Raw genomic sequence first — 16,944 nt, 5'->3', positions numbered from 1 at the left:
GTGTACTGCTTGTCGTTATTAAAACTACTACGGAGTAATTGTTACAATGGCATTTAAAGAAAAAATCGGCGTACGCAGCGTACGCCTGGCCCTGACCGTACTGGCAGGCAGCGTCTTGTTCTCCGGCCAATCCATGGCGGACGAAGCAATTCAAAAAGTTGAAATTACCGGTTCGAGCATCAAGCGTATCGCTGTCGAAGGCGCCCTGCCTGTGCAGCGCCTGTCGCAAGAAGCGATCGCCAAATCGGGCGCTACTTCGGTAGCCGACCTGATCCAGGCCCTGCCTGCCATGCAAGGCTTCACCATCGGCGCAGTCGCCGCTGGTTCCGACTCGGGCGGCAATACCAGTGCATCGCTGCATGGTATCGGTGAAACCTACACCCTGGTGCTGTTGAACGGCCGCCGCATCGCGCCACAAGGTTCCGGCACCACGGTCAACCTGAATGCCATTCCAATGAGCGCCGTTGAGCGCGTCGAAATCCTGACCGACGGCGCTTCGGCACTGTACGGTTCGGACGCCATCGCCGGCGTACTGAACTTCATCCTGAAGAAAAACCAGCAAGGCGCCACCCTGGAAGCCACCTACGGCGGTCCGGAAGACAAGGGCGGCAACGCCTGGAACACCAGCGTCACCTACGGTTTCGGCGATCTGGACGAAGACCGTTTCAACGTGCTGCTGTCGTACCGTCACGACGAGCAGTCGAAACTGCGCGCCACCGACCGCACGTTCGCCGCTAGCTCGTATGTGCCATTCAGCCGCAACGGCAATAACTACATCTGGGACCGCACCAGCACCTCGGCTTCGCCAGCAGGCGCCACGGTTGCCTACAAGAGCGGTGCGCCATCGACCGCGTTTTCGCCTTACCTGGCTCAAAATGGCGGCAAAAATTGCCCTGAAGGTTTCGACGTCACCACCGCCAATGCACGCGCTTGCGGCTTCGACACTGGCTCCACCGTGGAAGTCGTGCCGCAATCGAAACGCGACAGCCTGTTCTCCAAAGCGACGTACAAGCTGAACGACAACCTGAACGCATTCGCCGAACTGGCCTACTCGCGCTACGACCTGACGGCGCGTATCGCCGCCAATCCGATCCCGATTTCGATCGCCAAGGACAGCGCGCTGTACAACACCTATGTGTCGCCCTACCTGACGCCAGCGCAACGCGCCGACGTCAAATCCGTGACGGCCAACTACCGCAGCACCGACTTCGGCCTGCGCGCCAGCAACACCATCACCGAAACCAAACACATGGTCGTCGGTGTGGAAGGCGAACTGGGCGCGTGGAACTTCGAAAGCGGCCTGACCTGGTCGCAAAACTCGATCGACGAGCGCTACACGGGTGGCTACCAGAAAAATCAGGCGTTCAAGGACATCCTGGCCAATCCGGACTTCAACCCGTTTGCAGCGACGCAAAAGCCATCCGTGCAAGCACAGGTCGCTGGCGCGCAATTCGTCGGCTCCGTGCGCACGGCATCGACCACGATGCGCGGCGTCGACACGCACGGTTCGCGTGAATTGTTCAGCCTGCCAGGCGGCAAAGCCAGCCTGGGTATCGGTGGCGACTACCGCACCTATACCTATGAGCAATCGCCAGGCGCTACCGGCGACGACATCTACAGCTTCAACACCAAGCCTGCCTACGACATGAGCCGCGACACCTACGGCGCGTTCGTCGAGTTGCTGGCACCGCTGACCAAGTCGTTCGAAATGACCGTCGGTGGCCGTCACGATACCGTCAAGGCGATCGATGACAAGCTGAACAACAAAACTGTCGGCAAAAAAGACAGCGCCAATACCTACAAGGTATCGGCACGCTGGCAGCCGGTACAGACCGTGCTGATCCGCGGTTCCTATGGCACGGGCTTCAAGGCACCGAGCATGCTGGAAATTGCTCAGCCACTGGTCAACGCCGGCTTTACCGCCAAGAAATTTGACTGCCCATACCCAGGTAACGCACTGTGCCGCGCGGAAGCAACGCAATACAATGCCGTATCGCAAGGCAACCCGGATCTGCAATCGGAAAAATCGAAGCAGTTCACCCTGGGCTTCCGTGTCGAGCCTAGCGCGGCCTTCTCGTTCGGCGCCGATCTGTGGGATGTGAAACTGCGCAATGCCGTGTCGGAAGTTTCCGAAGAGCAGGCATTTGCCGATCCGATCAAGTATGCATCGAGCTTCGGAACCTATACCGAACCATCGACCGGCATCACCTACTACTCGTTCAAGAAACTGTCGGTCAACATCGGCAAGAAGGAATACCGTGGTATCGACTGGGATCTGTCGGCCAACCACAAGTTTTCCTTCGGCAAGCTGACCGCCCAATTGAGCGGTACGCACATGTTGCACGCCAACTACACCAAGGCTGGTAGCGACAATATCTACACCAGCAACATGAACTTCTTCGGCGACACCAACGAAGTCACGTTCCGCAACCTGATGAAGCTGACGACGACCCTGGACACGGGCCGCCTGAGCAACACGGTCACGGTCAACTACCGTAACGGCTACACCGATGCAGCCGCTACCGTGTACAACCTCGCTACCCAGAAAGAAGAGAAAAACTTCCGCCTGCAAGTACCGTCGTACACCACGTTCGACTGGCAAGCACGTTTCGCCTTTGACAAGCAGACCACGATCCGCGCAGGTATCAAAAACCTGTTCGACCGTGCACCGCCGCTGTCGCTGCGCGCGTCGTCGGGCCACCAGGTCGGCTTCGACCCACGCTACGCCGATCCAATGATGCGTTCGTTCTACATCACCGGCAACTACAAGTTCTAATTTGACGTTGTGAATTAGCTTGTCTGGAAAGCGCCTTGCACTTCACCGTGCAAGGCGCTTTTTTTATGCGCCCGCATATTGCACAGACGAAAAAAAGGAGCCGAAGCTCCTTTTCCATACCGATATAACTGCTTTTATGCCGTCGCTTCGCCGCCCAAAGCTTCGACCACGTCGGCCATCAGCTTGGAGAGCTCGCCCGTCATCAGCATCACGTCGCCGTCGAAACGCTCTTCGTCGTTCTTCGTGCTCGATTCCGTTTCCTTGATCACGTCCAGCGGCTTGACGCTCTTGATCGCCAGCGACTCCGTCAGCACGAACGAGATCTTGTCGTTCCACGTCATGGCCAGGCGCGTGCACTGCTTGCCGGCCGCGATGTGGCGGCGCACGTCGTCCGCTTCCAGGGTGTGGCGCACGTAGCGCACGGTGGCCTTGCTCTCGCCCGTGGCGCGCAATTCCGTGTCCATGTCGACCGTGAAGCCGGCAGGCGCGTCGTCCGCCTGCAGCCACTCCGTCATCACCGCCACGGGCGAGCGCTGCACGCGCAGGCTTTCCAGCGGCAATTTATCGACGGCTTTCAGCAGCAGCTTGATGACTTCGTCGGCTTTCGCCGGGCTGGCCGCATCGACCACCAGCCAGCCATTGACGGGATCGATCCATGTCCAGACGTTGCTGCGGATGCTGAAGGCGCGCGGCAGCAGCTCGTCGGCCACGCGTTCCTTCAATTCCTTCATAGCCTTTTTACCAGGCGCAAAGCCTTGCGCTTCTTCCATCTCGGCGGCACGGGCCTTGGCCACCTGGTTGATGACGGTCGCTGGCAGCAATTTCTTTTCCGTGCCCAGCAGGATCAGCATTTGCTTGTTGACCACGTGGACCAGGCCGCCGTTCGGGCGCGGCGTATCCCAGCCCTGGCGCATCAGATCCATGCTGGTCGCCGGCGTAAATTTGTTCGAGGACAAAGCCTCTTCCAGTTGTTCTGGCGTGTAAGCCCACGGTGCGGGCAGGCGGTAAATCTGAAGATTCTTGAACCACATAGTTTTTGTCTTCCGTTTGTTTCAGTAGTGCCAGGGGAACGCCATTCTACACTTTCGACGTGAAAATGCCGTCAAAAGCGCGGTCTGGCGCGGTATGTATCTTGTAGGAAACGCCGCTACAGGGCGGGAAACAGCTCCGCCTGGGCTGGCACCTGCCGCGTCACGACGGCCGGATCGGACAAGGTCGAGATGCGCACGCCCAGCAGGCGGATTTTCTTGTCAAATGGCACGCGCCGCAAACAGTCGCGGCTGGCGCGCAGGATGGCGGCGGCGTCCGCCGTGGCGCTGGGCAGGGTGATGTCGCGCGTCACCGTGCTGAAATCCTCGAAGCGCAGCTTGATGCCCACCGTGCGCCCCGCCAGCGACTGCTTGTCGAGGTCGCCCGCCACGCGCGTGCACAGGCTTTCCAGCTTTTCCGACAGGGTGGCGCGGTCGCGCACCACCTGCAAGTCGCGCTCGAACGTCGTTTCGCGGCTGACGGACTTGGTTTCCCGGCTCGTCTGTACGGGCCGCTCGTCGATGCCCAGCGCCGCCTGGCGCAGCCAGCCCGTGTACAGGTCGCCGAACTGCGTGCGCAGCATGGCCATGTCGGCCCGCGCCAGCTCGCCGATGGTGACAATGCCCAAGGCTTCCAGCTTGGCCGTCGCCTTCGGGCCGATGCCATTGATCTTTTTCGCCGGCAAGGGCCAGACCCGCATTTCGACATCCTCGGGCGACAAAATGGTCAGACCGTCGGGTTTTTCCAGGTCGGAACAGATTTTCGCCAGCAATTTGTTCGGCGCCAGGCCGATCGAGCACGACAGGCCCGTCGCCTCGAACACGGCTGCCTTCAGGCGCGCCGCCATGGCCGGCGCCTGCTCGCCATGTTCGGTCAGGTCGACATAGATTTCATCGATGCCCACGTTCTGGATGATGGGGGCAAGATTGGCCACGGCTTGCTTGAAGCGGGCCGAATAGTCGCGGTAAGCCTCGAAATCGGCGGGCAGCAGGATGCTGTCGGGCGCCAGTTTCGCCGCTTTCATGATGCCCATGGCGGAAAACACGCCGAACGCGCGCGCCGCATAGGTCGAGGTGGTGACGACGCCGCGCCCCACATAGTCGCGCATGCGCGCGAATTGCAGCGTGCCGTCTTCCTGCAGCACGGGCTGCTGCAGCCGGCCGCCGCCGATCACCACCGGCTCGCCGCGCAATTCGGGATATTTCAGCAATTCCACGGACGCGAAGAAGGCGTCCATGTCCAGGTGGGCTATCCAGCGGCGGGCGGCAGGCGGCTCGGGAAGTGGGGAGGCAGATGTGGTCAAGGGCACCTCGCGGCGGAATGCAGTTAAATACTGTTGTTATATACAGTATCGCTGGAAATGCCCGTGGATGCAAGCGCCGCGCCGTGTTGACTGAAATCATGATTGGCTTTTCTATTTAGCAAGAATAGAATTGCTGCACAACAACGAACCGAAGGAGTTGCCTTGTCCACCGCACATCACGCCTTGCGCCGCATTGCCGCCTGCTCATCCATCCTGCCGGCCCTGCTGCTGTCCACGCTGGCGCCATCCGCGCTGGCCGCCGACGCCACCACCACCGCTGCCACTCTGTCCGCGCCCATCGCCGCCAAGACGGCCTGGCAGGAAACGCGCCACGGCACCGTCGTCACGGACGACTACCGCTGGCTGCAAAAAAAGACCGATCCTGCCGTGATCGACTACCTGAATGCGGAAAACGCCTACACGGCCGCCGTCACGGCCCCGATCCAGCCGCTGGCTGACAAGGTGTATGCGGAAGTCAAGGGACGCATGCAGGAAGTGGACCTGTCCGTGCCTGCGCGCCAGGGCAACTTTTACTATTACACGCGCGTGGAAGCGGGCAAGCAATATCCGATTCACTGCCGCCGCCCCGTCGGCGCCGGCGGCGCCTACGATGCGCAGGCGTTTGAAGAAATCCTGCTGGACCAGAATCAATTGGCCGAAGGCCACAAATTCTTTGCCGTGCGCGCCTTCAGCGTCAGCCCGAATGAACAGTTGCTGGCCTACACCACCGACACAACGGGTTTCCGCCAGTACGAGCTGCATGTCAAGGATTTGAAAACGGGCAAATTGCTCACGGACAGCATGCCGCGCGTGACGTCCGTGGCCTGGGCGGCGGACAATGCCACCCTGATGCTGGCGCAGGAAGACGCCACCACCAAGCGCTCGGACCGCGTGTTCCGCCTGGCCCTGGGCGGCGCGCCGCAACAGGTCTACCACGAGCCGGTGGAACAGTTCGCCATCCATGTGGACCGCACGCACGACAGGCAGTTCTTCGTGCTCACTTCGGGCAGCACGGATACGAGCGAAGTGCTGCTGCTGCCAACGAGCAAGCCGCAAGGCAGTTTCCAGAGCGTGCTGAAACGCGAGAAGGGCCACCGCTACGGCGTCGAGCACCGCGACGGCCAGCTGTACATTCTCACCAACAAGGATGCGAAGAATTTCCGCGTCGTCAGCGCGCCCCTGTCCGCGCCGCAGCCGAAGAACTGGAAGCCCGTCGTACCGCACAACAAGGATGCCGTGATCCAGTCCATCGACGCCTTCCAGGGCTATCTGGTGGTGATGGAAAAGGCGCGTGCCTTGAACCGCGCGCGCATCTTTGATTTTGCGCAAAAGAACTGGAAGACGGTGCAGTTCGACGACCCCGTCTACCTGGCCACGGCCGTCGGCACGCCGGAGTTTTCGGCCACGCAATTTCGCATGTCGTACCAGTCGCCTGTCACGCCGCCCACCATCATCGATGTCAGCATGAAGGATGGCCAGCGCACGGTACTGAAGCAGCAGGAAATCGTCGGCGGCTTTGACGGCAGCCGCTACACCACGCAGCGCCTGTGGGTGAAAGCGCGCGATGGCGTGCAAGTGCCGCTGTGGGTCGTCTACAAGAAGGGCGTCAAGCTCGACGGTTCCGCGCCGCTGCTGCTGTACTCGTACGGTTCGTATGGCATCTCGACGGAAGCCACTTTTTCCATCAGCCGCATCAGCCTGCTGGAGCGGGGCGTCATCTATGCGCAAGCGCATATCCGCGGCGGCACCGACATGGGCGAAGCGTGGCATGAAGACGGCATGCTGATGAAGAAGAAAAACACCTTCCATGACTTCATCGACAGCGCCGACTACCTGGTGCGCGAAAAATGGACGAGCCCGAACCGCCTGATCATCCAGGGCGGCAGCGCCGGCGGCTTGCTGATGGGCGCCGTCGTCAACATGCGCCCCGAACTGTTCCACGCCGTGCACGCGGCCGTGCCCTTCGTCGACGTGATGAACACCATGATGGACGCCAGCCTGCCGCTGACCACGGGAGAGTACCTGGAATGGGGCGACCCGAACCAGAAGGCGGCCTACGACTACATGCTCAGCTACTCGCCGTACGACAACATTGCGCGCAAGAATTACCCGGCCATGCTGGTGACGACGGGCCTGAACGACAGCCAGGTCATGTACTGGGAACCGGCCAAGTATGTGGCCAAGCTGCGCGCCTATAAAACGGACGGCAATCCCCTGCTGCTGAAAACGAATATGGGCGCCGGCCACGGCGGCGCGTCGGGCCGCTATAACGCCATCCAGGAAAACGCCTTCAATATGGCGTGGATGCTGTCGCAGTGGAATATCACAGAATAATGTGAAAAAGCGCTTGCAGAAGGATTTTAGCCATCCTATAATAGCGCCTCTTCCAGACGTGGTGACAAACGTCGGGATGGTTTTCTGAGACAAGCAACGGGTGCTTAGCTCAGTTGGTAGAGCGGCGCCCTTACAAGGCGTAGGTCGGGAGTTCGAGCCTCTCAGCACCCACCAAATCAGAAAACTGTCCAGTGCTTCATGGATCAGCAACACAGATCATACGAGCTTGGAGTGGTAGTTCAGTTGGTTAGAATACCGGCCTGTCACGTCGGGGGTCGCGGGTTCGAGTCCCGTCCGCTCCGCCAATAAAAGAAAAGCCCTTTGGTTCCTGGAACCGAAGGGCTTTTCCCATTTCAGCAGCAGAAATCACGCCAGTACTCCCTTCCTTGAACATTTTTGCGCTTTTCAGCAAAAAAACTGCCATTCCCCCTCAAGAATAGTTGCACAAGCACGAAAGCGCCCCCTATAATAGTGCCTCTTCCAGACGTGGTGACAAACGTCGGGATAGTTTTCTGGGTATGCGGGTGCTTAGCTCAGTTGGTAGAGCGGCGCCCTTACAAGGCGTAGGTCGGGAGTTCGAGCCTCTCAGCACCCACCACCAATACAGAAAATTATCCAGTGCTTCATGGATCAGCAACACAGATCATACGAGCTTGGAGTGGTAGTTCAGTTGGTTAGAATACCGGCCTGTCACGTCGGGGGTCGCGGGTTCGAGTCCCGTCCGCTCCGCCAATAAAAGAAAAGCCCTTTGGTTCCTGGAACCGAAGGGCTTTTCCCATTCTGGAACAGCAAATGCACTAGAATCAGCGCTACCCTGACTCAGTCCACGCCTTGATGCGCCTGCCCCGCAGCTTTTCCCCCTACCTCGCCCTGCGCTTGCGCCTGGCCCATCATGCTTTGCTGCAATTTGCCGCCAGCCTGGCCAGTTCCATGGAGATTCTCGTGTTCCTGGCCGGTCCCGTCCTGCTGGGCTTGCTCAGCGTCATCGCCCTGCCCGGCTTTCTCGCCGTGACGCACGCCTGGCCCACGGCGCTGGCCATCCTGGGTGCGCAGGCGTTGCTCACTTGCCTGCCCGCCTGGCTGCTGCGCAAGCGATTGCTGCCGGCGCATACCGCCGCCTGGCTGCGCCAGCTGCCCTTGCCGCCGCGCCTGCGCTGGCAAGCCGATGTGGCCGTGGCCGGCCTGCTGATGCTGCCGCTGGGCCTCGCGTACGCCGTCTCGGCCAGCATCTGGCTGCTGCAGTCGCCGCCCTGGCTGCGCCCGGTCGTCGCGCCCGGCATGGCCGCCACCCTCGCCGCCTGGCTGCTGGCCTGGCTGCTGACGACGCTCATCATGGCACAGCGCCTGCGCGCGCCCCACCCCGCCCAAAGGGCGCGGGCGCCCACGATGAGCACCTATGTGCCGCAGCCCCCCCGTTGGCGCAGCGTCTTCCTGTGGCGCCAGCTGTTCTGGCTGCCGTTCTGGCGCAATGAGAATGTGATTGGCCTGCAGCAAAGCGTGCTGCTGGCTACGGCCGGCGCCAGTATGCTGGCCTGGCTGCTGCGCGCGCCCCTCGTGCCCGCGCCGCTGCTCGGTTTGCTGGCCAGCGCCAGCCTGATCATTGTGACGGACCGCGGCGACAAGGCCGTGCGCGAGCAGATCGCCGTGCTGCGCCCCGTGCTGAACGCCTGGCCCCTGGCCAGCACGCCCCTGACGCGCCTGGCTTGCGCGGCCAGCCTGCTGCCAGCGTTTGCCGTGCTGCTGTCCGCCGGCGTCTTGCTGTACGCCACCGATCCCGCCGCCTTGCAGCAGCGCGCGACCAGCGTGTATGCCATCACCGCCAGCGTCGCCCTGCTGGCCATCGTCGGCCTGCTCCGCCTGACGGCACGCGGGCGTGTCGCCCTCGTCGTCCTGTCCATCCTTGCCTTGAGCGCCATCGGAAGCGAATTATGGAATTGAATGCCTGTCGTCCCACTCTGCACATCGAGCACCTCGATTTTCACTTCCCCACGCACAGCGTGTTCCAGGGATTCAACCAGCAATTCGGCCCCGGCGTCACCTGGCTGCGCGGCGCCAACGGCGCCGGCAAGACAACCCTGCTGAAGCTGGCGAGCGGCGCCCTGCTGCCCGCGCGCGGCGCCATCCGCCTAAACGATATCGACAGCGGCTTCATGCCGCTGGCCTACCGCGCCCAGGCCTTCTATTGCGGCGGCGATGCACCCGCCCTGCCCTGGCTGCAGGTGTACGAGTTTCTCGACCTGCACCTGGCCCTGTACCCGGGCAGCGACCAGGCCCTGCTGAACGATGAGCTGAGCGCGTTTGCCCTGCTGCCAACCTTGCAGCAAAGCATCAACGCCCTCTCGCTGGGCCAGCATAAAAAACTGCAGCTGGCCTTGGCCCTGGCCTTGCCCGTGCGCCTGCTGCTGATCGACGAGCCGTTCAATGGCCTCGACGCGGCCGCCATGGCTTACTTGCGCGCGCGCCTGGCCGAGCCATCGCGCCTGGCGCGCCAGTGCATCGTGCTGACCAGCCACATGGCGCCGGACGTGCCGCTGGCGGCCACCGTGGAAATATAGACAGGAAATACAGCTTTGCAGATCGGCCAAGAACCGCTTACGATGCCGTGTTGCAAAAACCGGCGATCCCGGTGCAGCCACAACGACAACATGGCGCGCTTATTCGGCGCGCCAGGCTAATTCTTGGAGATTGATATGTTGAACACCCACCGCAGCGCCCTGGCCATCCTGTGCGCCGCCCTCACCACCGTTGCCACCTCGGCGATCGCCGCCGGCCCCACGGGCACGGCCGCCGACTATGGCAGCAGCGCCCCGCACGCCGCCGCCCAGCGCAGCATCGAGCTGCAGCCCGATACGCGCCACATCAACGTCACGCGCGGCGAAACCGTCACCATCGCGCGCGCCGGCCAGCGTTTTACATGGCACGTGCAAACTTTTAACAACAAGACCGTCTTCGCCCTGGCCGAGATCGCACCGAAGGACATGGCCGTCGACGGCATCGCGGTGTACGTGGCCGCCAATCCCCTGTACGCGGGCAGTTAAGTTTCTTTACGCATAAAAAAACCGGAAGGGCCTCGCGGCCGTTCCGGTTTTTTATGCGTGAAGATTTACGCCGTCAATGCTTCTTTCGCCGCGGACTCTTCGACCACTTCCTCGTCGTCCGAGCGGATCAGGTGGTCAAAGGCGGACAGGGCTGCCTTGGCGCCTTCGCCGGTGGCGATGATGATCTGCTTGTACGGCACGGTGGTGACGTCGCCGGCCGCGAACACGCCGGGGATCGAGGTCTGGCCGCGGGCGTCGACTTCGATTTCGCCGTGGCGCGACAGCGCGACCGTGCCCTTGAGCCACTCCGTGTTCGGCACCAGGCCGATTTGCACGAAGACGCCTTCCAGCTCGACCTTCTTCGACTCGCCGCTGACCCGGTCCGTGTAACTGAGGCCATTGACGATCTTGCCATCGCCGTGGATCTCGGTGGTTTGCGCCGAGGTGATCACGGTCACGTTGGGCAGGCTGTGCAGCTTGCGCTGCAGCACCGCATCGGCGCGCAGTTCCGCGCCGAACTCGATCAGGGTCACGTGTTTCACGAGGCCGGCCAGGTCGATCGCCGCTTCCACACCCGAGTTGCCGCCGCCGATCACGGCCACGCGCTTGCCCTTGAACAAGGGACCATCGCAGTGCGGGCAGTAGGCGACACCGTGGTTGCGGTATTCCTTCTCGCCCGGCACGTTGATTTCGCGCCAGCGGGCACCGGTGGCCAGGATGACGGTCTTGGCTTTGAGCACGGCGCCATTCGCCGTTTCAATCTCGATCAGCTTGCCTGGCGTCAATTTCGCGGCGCGCTGCGTGTTCATGATGTCGACGTCGTATTCCTTGACGTGCTGTTCCAGCGCCACGGCGAACTTCGGACCATCGGTTTCCTTGACGGAAATAAAGTTCTCGATGGCCAGGGTATCGAGCACCTGGCCGCCGAAACGCTCGGCCAGCACGCCCGTGTTGATGCCCTTGCGGGCCGCATAGATGGCCGCTGCCGCGCCGGCTGGGCCGCCGCCGACGATCAGCACATCAAACACGTCTTTCTTGCTCAAAGCTTCCGCCTGGCGGGCGCCGGCATTGGTGTCGAGCTTGGCGAGGATTTCCTCGACATTCGTGCGTCCCTGGCCAAAGTGCTGGCCGTTGAGGAACATCATCGGCACGGCCATGATCTGGCGCGCTTCCACTTCTTGCGGGTACACGCCGCCATCGATGGTGGTGACCTTGATGCGCGGGTTGATCACGGCCATGGCATTCAAGGCCTGCACCACTTCCGGGCAGTTATGGCAACTCAGTGAAATAAACGTTTCAAACTCGTAATCGCCGTCGAGGTTGCGGATCTGCTCGATCACGGCGTCGTCGAACTTGATGGTGTGGCCGCCCACTTGCAGCAGCGCCAGCACCAGCGAGGTGAATTCGTGGCCCAGCGGCACACCGGCGAAACGCACGCCGATGTCGGAGCCGGTACGGTTGATGCTGAACGACGGGGTGCGTACGCCAGCATCAAGGCGCTCGACCAGCGTGATCTTGTCGCTCAACAGGACTATTTCCTGGAGCAATTCCTTCATCTCGCGGGCTTTTGCGCTGTCATCGAGAGAAGCGACCAGCTCAAGCGGATACACCACTTTTTCCAGGTAGGATTTCAGTTGGGTTTTGAGGGTTGCATCTAACATGATTTTTTCTTCCTTTACAAATATTTAGGCGAATGCCGGGCCGGACGCCCGGTCCGGCATCGCGGTAACTACTTGTTTGCTACGTCGTGCATCGAGACTTAGATCTTGCCGACCAGGTCCAGCGATGGGGTCAGCGTTGCGGCGCCTTCCGTCCATTTTGCCGGGCACACTTCGCCTGGGTGGTTCGCCACGTACTGGGCGGCTTTCACTTTGCGCAACAGTTCCGATGCGTCACGGCCGATGCCGTTGTCATGCACTTCCAGCACTTTGATGAAGCCGTCCGGATTGATGACGAAGGTGCCGCGCAGTGCCAGGCCTTCTTCTTCGATCATGACTTCGAAGTTGCGCGACAGGGCGCCGGTCGGGTCACCGATCAGTGCGTATTGCACTTTCTTGATGGCGTCCGAGGTGTCGTGCCAGGCTTTGTGCGCGAAGTGGGTATCGGTCGAGATGCCGTAGACATCGACGCCCAGCTTCTGGAACTCGGCGTGGTGATCGGCCAGATCTTCCAGTTCGGTTGGGCAAACGAAGGTGAAGTCGGCCGGGTAGAAGACGAATACCGACCACTTGCCTTTCAGCGACGCTTCCGTCAGGTCGACGAATTTGCCATTGTGGTATGCGGTTGCCTTGAATGGTTTAACTTGGGTATTGATCAGCGACATGTCATTTCCTCTCGTGTGGTGAATCAGTAAGACTCTAGTGTAAGGGGTTTTAACCCATATTCAAAATTGATTGTCACAATAGTTTCAATTGGTTTTAGCTATCATGACGCCATGGGAACTCCATGATAGGCAGTTCCCACGGGATTGGATAGCGGTGACAGTGGATACCCCTGCCGCCGCCAGGTGTTTCCTTCTTAGTTCTTTAGCTCTTCCGGTACCTTGCCGCCGTTTTCCGCCAGCTTGATCATCACCTGGCGGTGCAGCCAGATGTTCATGCTGGCCGAATCGTTGGTGTCGCCCGTGAAGTGCAGCTCTTGCGCCAGTTCCTTGCGCGCGGCCAGGCTGCTGTCGAGTTGAAGCAGTTTCATCAGGTCGACGATGGACGTGCGCCAATTGAGTTTTTCCGCGTTCTTGCTGGCCAGGTCGACCAGCACCACTTCCACGTCCACCACGGGAACGGCAGCCGCCGGTGCGGCAGCCGGAGCCGCAGGTGCCGCTGCCGGCGCCGTCGTGGCGGCTGGCGTGGCAGCCGGTGCGGCGTCGGACGAATGGTGGAAGATCTTGTTGTAGATATTGCTGAAAATGCCCATGAGGTCACCTCGAGTTGAGTGAATGGAAGAAGGTTTGCCTGCGTAGGGTCCGGGACCCATGACAGCAAAGCCGGACGCAGGCGCCAGCCCGTCGAGTATAAGCCCGTTCAGGCCGGGGGCCCCGTCCCGCAGGCTTGCGTAACATCTGGTAGCGCGGCGCGCCTGTTTCAAGGGTGCAAGGGCCGCCTGGCGTGCAGCAGCGCGTCGAACGCTTCGATGGCCAGCGGCGGCGCAAACAGCTCGCCTTGCGCAAAATCGCAGCCGATCTCCAGCAGCCGCGCGCGCTGCTCTTCGGTCTCCACCCCTTCGGCGATGACTTGCAAACCCAGCTTGTGGGCCATGGTGACGATGGCTTCGCACAGCGCCAGTTCGCTGGCCCCGGGCCCCAGCTTGCGCACCAGCACGCCGTCGAGCTTCAGGTAATCGATGCCGCACTGCTGCAATTGCGTCAGCGAGGCATGGCCGCTGCCGAAGTCGTCGAGGGCGATCTGCAAGCCCGCCTCGCGCAAGTGCTGCAGGCGTGGCGCCATGCTATTGCCGTTAGGTAAGAGTACATCTTCGCGCATGTCGAGCACGATGGCCGAAGGCGGCACATCGAGCGCCAGCAGTTGGCGCAGCCAGGTGCCGGGCGCCTCGACTTCGCGCTGCAATTCCAGCGACGACTGGTTCAGGCACAGCTGCAGCCCCGGCAAGCCGATGACCTGGCCCTGCGCGCGCCAATGCAGCAGCTGCGCGGCCGCCGTGCGCAGCACCCAGTCGCCGATCTCCACGATCAAGCCGCTGCTTTCGGCCAGCGCCAGAAAATCGGGCGGGCACACGATGCCCCGCTGCGGATGGTGCCAGCGCAGCAAGGCTTCTGCCTTGGCAAGTTGGCCGCTATGCAGCTCGACGATGGGCTGGTAATGCAGCTGCATCTGCTGTTCCCGCAGGGCCGTGCGCAAGTCCGCCCCCATGCGCATGCGGTTGACGGCCGCCACCTGCATGGCGGGCGTGAAATAACTGTAGCGGTTGCGTCCCGCGCCTTTCGAGACATACATGGCCTGGTCCGCATGCTTGAGCAATTCCTCGATGGTGCCCGCGTCGTCCGGATACAGGGTGATGCCGATCGAGGCCGACACGAAGGCCTGCTCCTGCCCCAGCAAGAACGGCGCCAGCAAGCCGTCGAGGATTTGCCGCGCGATGCGGTCGACTTGCTGCAAATCATCGAGGTCGGACAGGATCACCGTGAACTCGTCGCCGCCCAGGCGCGCCACCGTGTCCGTCTCGCGCACGCCCACGCGGATGCGCCGCGCCGCCTCGATCAGCAGGATATCGCCCTGGTGGTGGCCGAGGGTGTCGTTGACTTCCTTGAAATGGTCGAGGTCGATGAACAGGATGGCCACGCGGCTCGCGTCGCGGCGGCCCTGGGCCAGCGCCTGGCGCAGGCGCTCGTGGAACATGCGGCGGTTCGGCAATTGCGTCAGAGTATCGAAGTTGGCTTGCTGCCAGATCAGCGCTTCCGTTTGGCGCTTGTCCGTCACGTCTTCCAGCATGCACAAGTGGTGCGGGCCGTCATGGCGCGCCGTGGCGATGGCCGTCACCGAGGCGTCGACCCACACCACGCCGCCATCGGGGCGCACGATGCGCTTGGCGTGGCGAAAGCCCTGCATGCGCCGCGCCAGCAGCTGCGCCACGTGGGCCTGCTCGCCCGCCACGTCGTCGGGATGGCTGATCTCCATCCAGCTCGTCTGCTTCATGTGCTCCAGGCTGCGCCCGGCGATGGCCAGATAGCGCGGATTGATATCCAGAAACTGTCCGCTCACGGTATCGATCAGAGCGATACCCATGGGCGCCTGCTCGAACATCGTGCGAAAGCGCAACTCGCCCTGGCGGATGGTGTCCTCCGTGCGGCGGCGCTCGCGTGCCAGATTGCTGAAGTGAAAGGCGGCCGACACGGCCAGCAGGCTGCCCGCCACGCCCAGCGACAGGTACAGCCAGCCGAGGTCCGCGCCTGGCACGGGGCGGTACAAAAAGCCCTGGTAGGCGCGGCTGTCCGTGGCATCGCGCGGCAGCACGCCCATGGCGGCATACGTATCGGCGATATGCTGCCAGCGCTGGGGATTCATGTAGCCCGGTTCCACCAGCGTGGGCTGCAGCAGCAATTCCATCTGCTGCGCCTCGTACAGCAGATGGGCGCGGTCATGGCGCTGGCCGTACTTGACATGGATCAGTTGCGCCATTTCCTCGCGGTGCGCCATCGCGTATTGCCAGCCGCGCAGGCTGGCCGCGCGGAACGCTTTCACGCGCTCGGGATGGCGGCGCAGTTCGTGCTCGCTGGTAAACAGGTTGTCGCCGTAGAAATCGATGCCGGCCGTGCGCGGCGTAAACTGGTAATAGGGAAAGCCCGCCCGGTCCAGATAGTCCGGTTCGTTGGTGGAATACGCGGCGATCGCATCGACCTTGCCCTCGATCAAATCCTCGACCCGGTAGCTGGGCGGCAAGTGGCGCATCTGCTGCGGCGCGACGCCCATTTTCTTCAGGAACAGCGACACTTCATCGGACGCGGATGCCGCGTCGGCGGGCGCGCCTATCATCACGGGGGCGCCCGCCAGCCGGCGCACGTCGGGCGCGCCGCCATGCTGGCGCATCAGCAGCACGCTGGGCGAATGCTGGAACACGACGGCCAGCACCACCACGGGTTTACCGGCCAGGCGGCTGAGCAACAAGGTGCTGTTGCCCACGCCATATTCGGCCTGGCCCGCCAGCACGGCCGCCTCGGCGCGCGGCGCGCCGCTGCCTTCGAGCAGCGTCACGTCGAGGCCCGCCTCGCGGTAATAGCCTTGCTCGATGGCCGCGTAATAGCCGGCGAACTGGAACTGGTGCGTGAAATTGAGCTGCAGGGAGACGGGTTCCAGCGCCCGGGCTTGTGTGGCCAGACACAGCAGCAGGAAGAAAAGGCCGCGCCAGCCGCGCGCCAGCCTGCCGGCGAGCGGCAAGACTAGGCGGAAAGCGTCGGGGGCTTTCATCGGCATGGCGGAACACCACAGGAAGCTGCCGAGCTGGCAGGGGTAAGGCTATTGTAGCCGCCCCTTTTGCCATTGGATAATTATTTCAGTGAGAACAATAGCGTTGATGTTTTTGGCAAACAATGTCGCCATTGTTTGCGCTAGAACACGACGCCGGCGACCAAAATGATGTTGGCATACGGACTGCACTCGCCCGTGCGCACGATAGCGCGCGCGCCCTTGCTCAATTGCTTGAACTCCTCGTGCGTCACCTGGCGCGCATCGGGCAGGGACAAGGCCGCCACCTGCGCCGCCATGGCCGGATTATGCTGCGGCAGTTCGCTGGCGAGCAAATGGTATTCCACCTGCATTTCAGTCAATACCGTGTTGACGGTATCGATGAAGCCGGGAATGCCGCGCGTCAGGGCCAGGTCGATCAGGGGCACGCCCGGCTGCGACGGCAAGCCCGCATCGCCGATGACGAGCATGTCGCCATGCCCCAGCGACGCGATCAGTTGCGACAGCGCAATATTAAGCAGCGGTGATTTTTTCATGGGCGTGGTGTCG

12 protein-coding genes and 4 tRNA genes are annotated in these 16,944 nt (G+C 62.0%); 9 read left to right on the top strand and 7 right to left on the bottom strand.

Annotated features, from left to right (window positions below; genetic code table 11):
• Positions 1-46: 46 nt before the first annotated feature.
• Positions 47-2,776: a TonB-dependent receptor gene (locus AC07VH_RS27775; RefSeq protein ID WP_494788922.1), complete on the top strand. Its 2,730-nt coding sequence runs from the start codon at positions 47-49 to the stop codon at positions 2,774-2,776.
• A 134-nt stretch (positions 2,777-2,910) separates the two neighbouring features.
• Here the strand turns inward: AC07VH_RS27775 and AC07VH_RS27770 are convergent, their stop codons facing one another.
• Both AC07VH_RS27770 and dinB read right to left on the bottom strand, forming a co-directional pair.
• A complete protein-coding gene (locus AC07VH_RS27770) occupies positions 2,911-3,807 on the bottom strand; it encodes a recombination-associated protein RdgC (RefSeq protein ID WP_034754435.1) in 897 nt (298 codons plus the stop codon).
• 116 nt (positions 3,808-3,923) lie between these two features.
• A complete protein-coding gene (gene dinB, locus AC07VH_RS27765; RefSeq protein WP_494788921.1) occupies positions 3,924-5,108 on the bottom strand; it encodes a DNA polymerase IV in 1,185 nt (394 codons plus the stop codon).
• A 162-nt stretch (positions 5,109-5,270) separates the two neighbouring features.
• Here dinB and AC07VH_RS27760 point away from each other — a divergent pair, with 162 nt between their 5' ends.
• The 8 genes from AC07VH_RS27760 (at position 5,271) to AC07VH_RS27725 (ending at position 10,480) form a co-directional block, all read left to right on the top strand.
• Positions 5,271-7,442 carry a S9 family peptidase gene (locus tag AC07VH_RS27760; RefSeq protein ID WP_494788920.1) on the top strand — a complete coding sequence of 724 codons (2,172 nt, stop codon included), beginning with the start codon at positions 5,271-5,273 and terminating at the stop codon, positions 7,440-7,442.
• Positions 7,443-7,540: 98 nt separating this feature from the next.
• Positions 7,541-7,616, top strand: a tRNA-Val gene (locus tag AC07VH_RS27755).
• A gap of 54 nt (positions 7,617-7,670) precedes the next feature.
• Positions 7,671-7,747: transfer RNA gene (locus AC07VH_RS27750), tRNA-Asp, on the top strand.
• A gap of 217 nt (positions 7,748-7,964) precedes the next feature.
• Positions 7,965-8,040, top strand: a tRNA-Val gene (locus tag AC07VH_RS27745).
• A 57-nt stretch (positions 8,041-8,097) separates the two neighbouring features.
• A tRNA-Asp gene (locus AC07VH_RS27740) sits at positions 8,098-8,174 on the top strand.
• Positions 8,175-8,276: 102 nt separating this feature from the next.
• Positions 8,277-9,380: a hypothetical protein gene (locus AC07VH_RS27735; RefSeq protein ID WP_494788972.1), complete on the top strand. Its 1,104-nt coding sequence runs from the start codon at positions 8,277-8,279 to the stop codon at positions 9,378-9,380.
• Positions 9,371-9,997, top strand: coding sequence for an ABC transporter ATP-binding protein (locus tag AC07VH_RS27730; RefSeq protein ID WP_475416667.1), 627 nt, complete (start codon positions 9,371-9,373; stop codon positions 9,995-9,997). The genes AC07VH_RS27735 and AC07VH_RS27730 overlap by 10 nt, the downstream gene beginning before the upstream one ends.
• 135 nt (positions 9,998-10,132) lie before the next feature.
• Positions 10,133-10,480, top strand: coding sequence for a CzcE family metal-binding protein (locus tag AC07VH_RS27725; protein ID WP_475416668.1), 348 nt, complete (start codon positions 10,133-10,135; stop codon positions 10,478-10,480).
• Between the two features lie 65 nt (positions 10,481-10,545).
• Here AC07VH_RS27725 and ahpF read toward each other — a convergent pair whose 3' ends face one another.
• From ahpF to rbsD, 5 genes are all read right to left on the bottom strand, one after another.
• The gene (ahpF, locus tag AC07VH_RS27720; protein ID WP_494788919.1) at positions 10,546-12,141 is read right to left on the bottom strand and encodes an alkyl hydroperoxide reductase subunit F; all 1,596 of its coding nucleotides are present in this window, start codon (positions 12,139-12,141) and stop codon (positions 10,546-10,548) included.
• 98 nt (positions 12,142-12,239) lie between these two features.
• Positions 12,240-12,803 carry an alkyl hydroperoxide reductase subunit C gene (gene ahpC / locus AC07VH_RS27715; RefSeq protein WP_070219447.1) on the bottom strand — a complete coding sequence of 188 codons (564 nt, stop codon included), beginning with the start codon at positions 12,801-12,803 and terminating at the stop codon, positions 12,240-12,242.
• Positions 12,804-12,997: 194 nt separating this feature from the next.
• The gene (locus tag AC07VH_RS27710) at positions 12,998-13,393 is read right to left on the bottom strand and encodes a DUF3597 domain-containing protein (protein WP_494788918.1); all 396 of its coding nucleotides are present in this window, start codon (positions 13,391-13,393) and stop codon (positions 12,998-13,000) included.
• 167 nt (positions 13,394-13,560) lie between these two features.
• Positions 13,561-16,404 (bottom strand): EAL domain-containing protein, encoded by a 2,844-nt coding sequence (locus AC07VH_RS27705; RefSeq protein ID WP_475416671.1) that lies wholly within the window; start codon positions 16,402-16,404, stop codon positions 13,561-13,563.
• A 134-nt stretch (positions 16,405-16,538) separates the two neighbouring features.
• Positions 16,539-16,931 (bottom strand): D-ribose pyranase, encoded by a 393-nt coding sequence (rbsD, locus tag AC07VH_RS27700; RefSeq protein ID WP_099666108.1) that lies wholly within the window; start codon positions 16,929-16,931, stop codon positions 16,539-16,541.
• Between the last annotated feature and the right edge of the window lie 13 nt (positions 16,932-16,944).

Source organism: Janthinobacterium sp. GW821-FHT03C10, from assembly GCF_059420865.1.
This window is presented reverse-complemented; position numbering and strand designations above follow the sequence as displayed.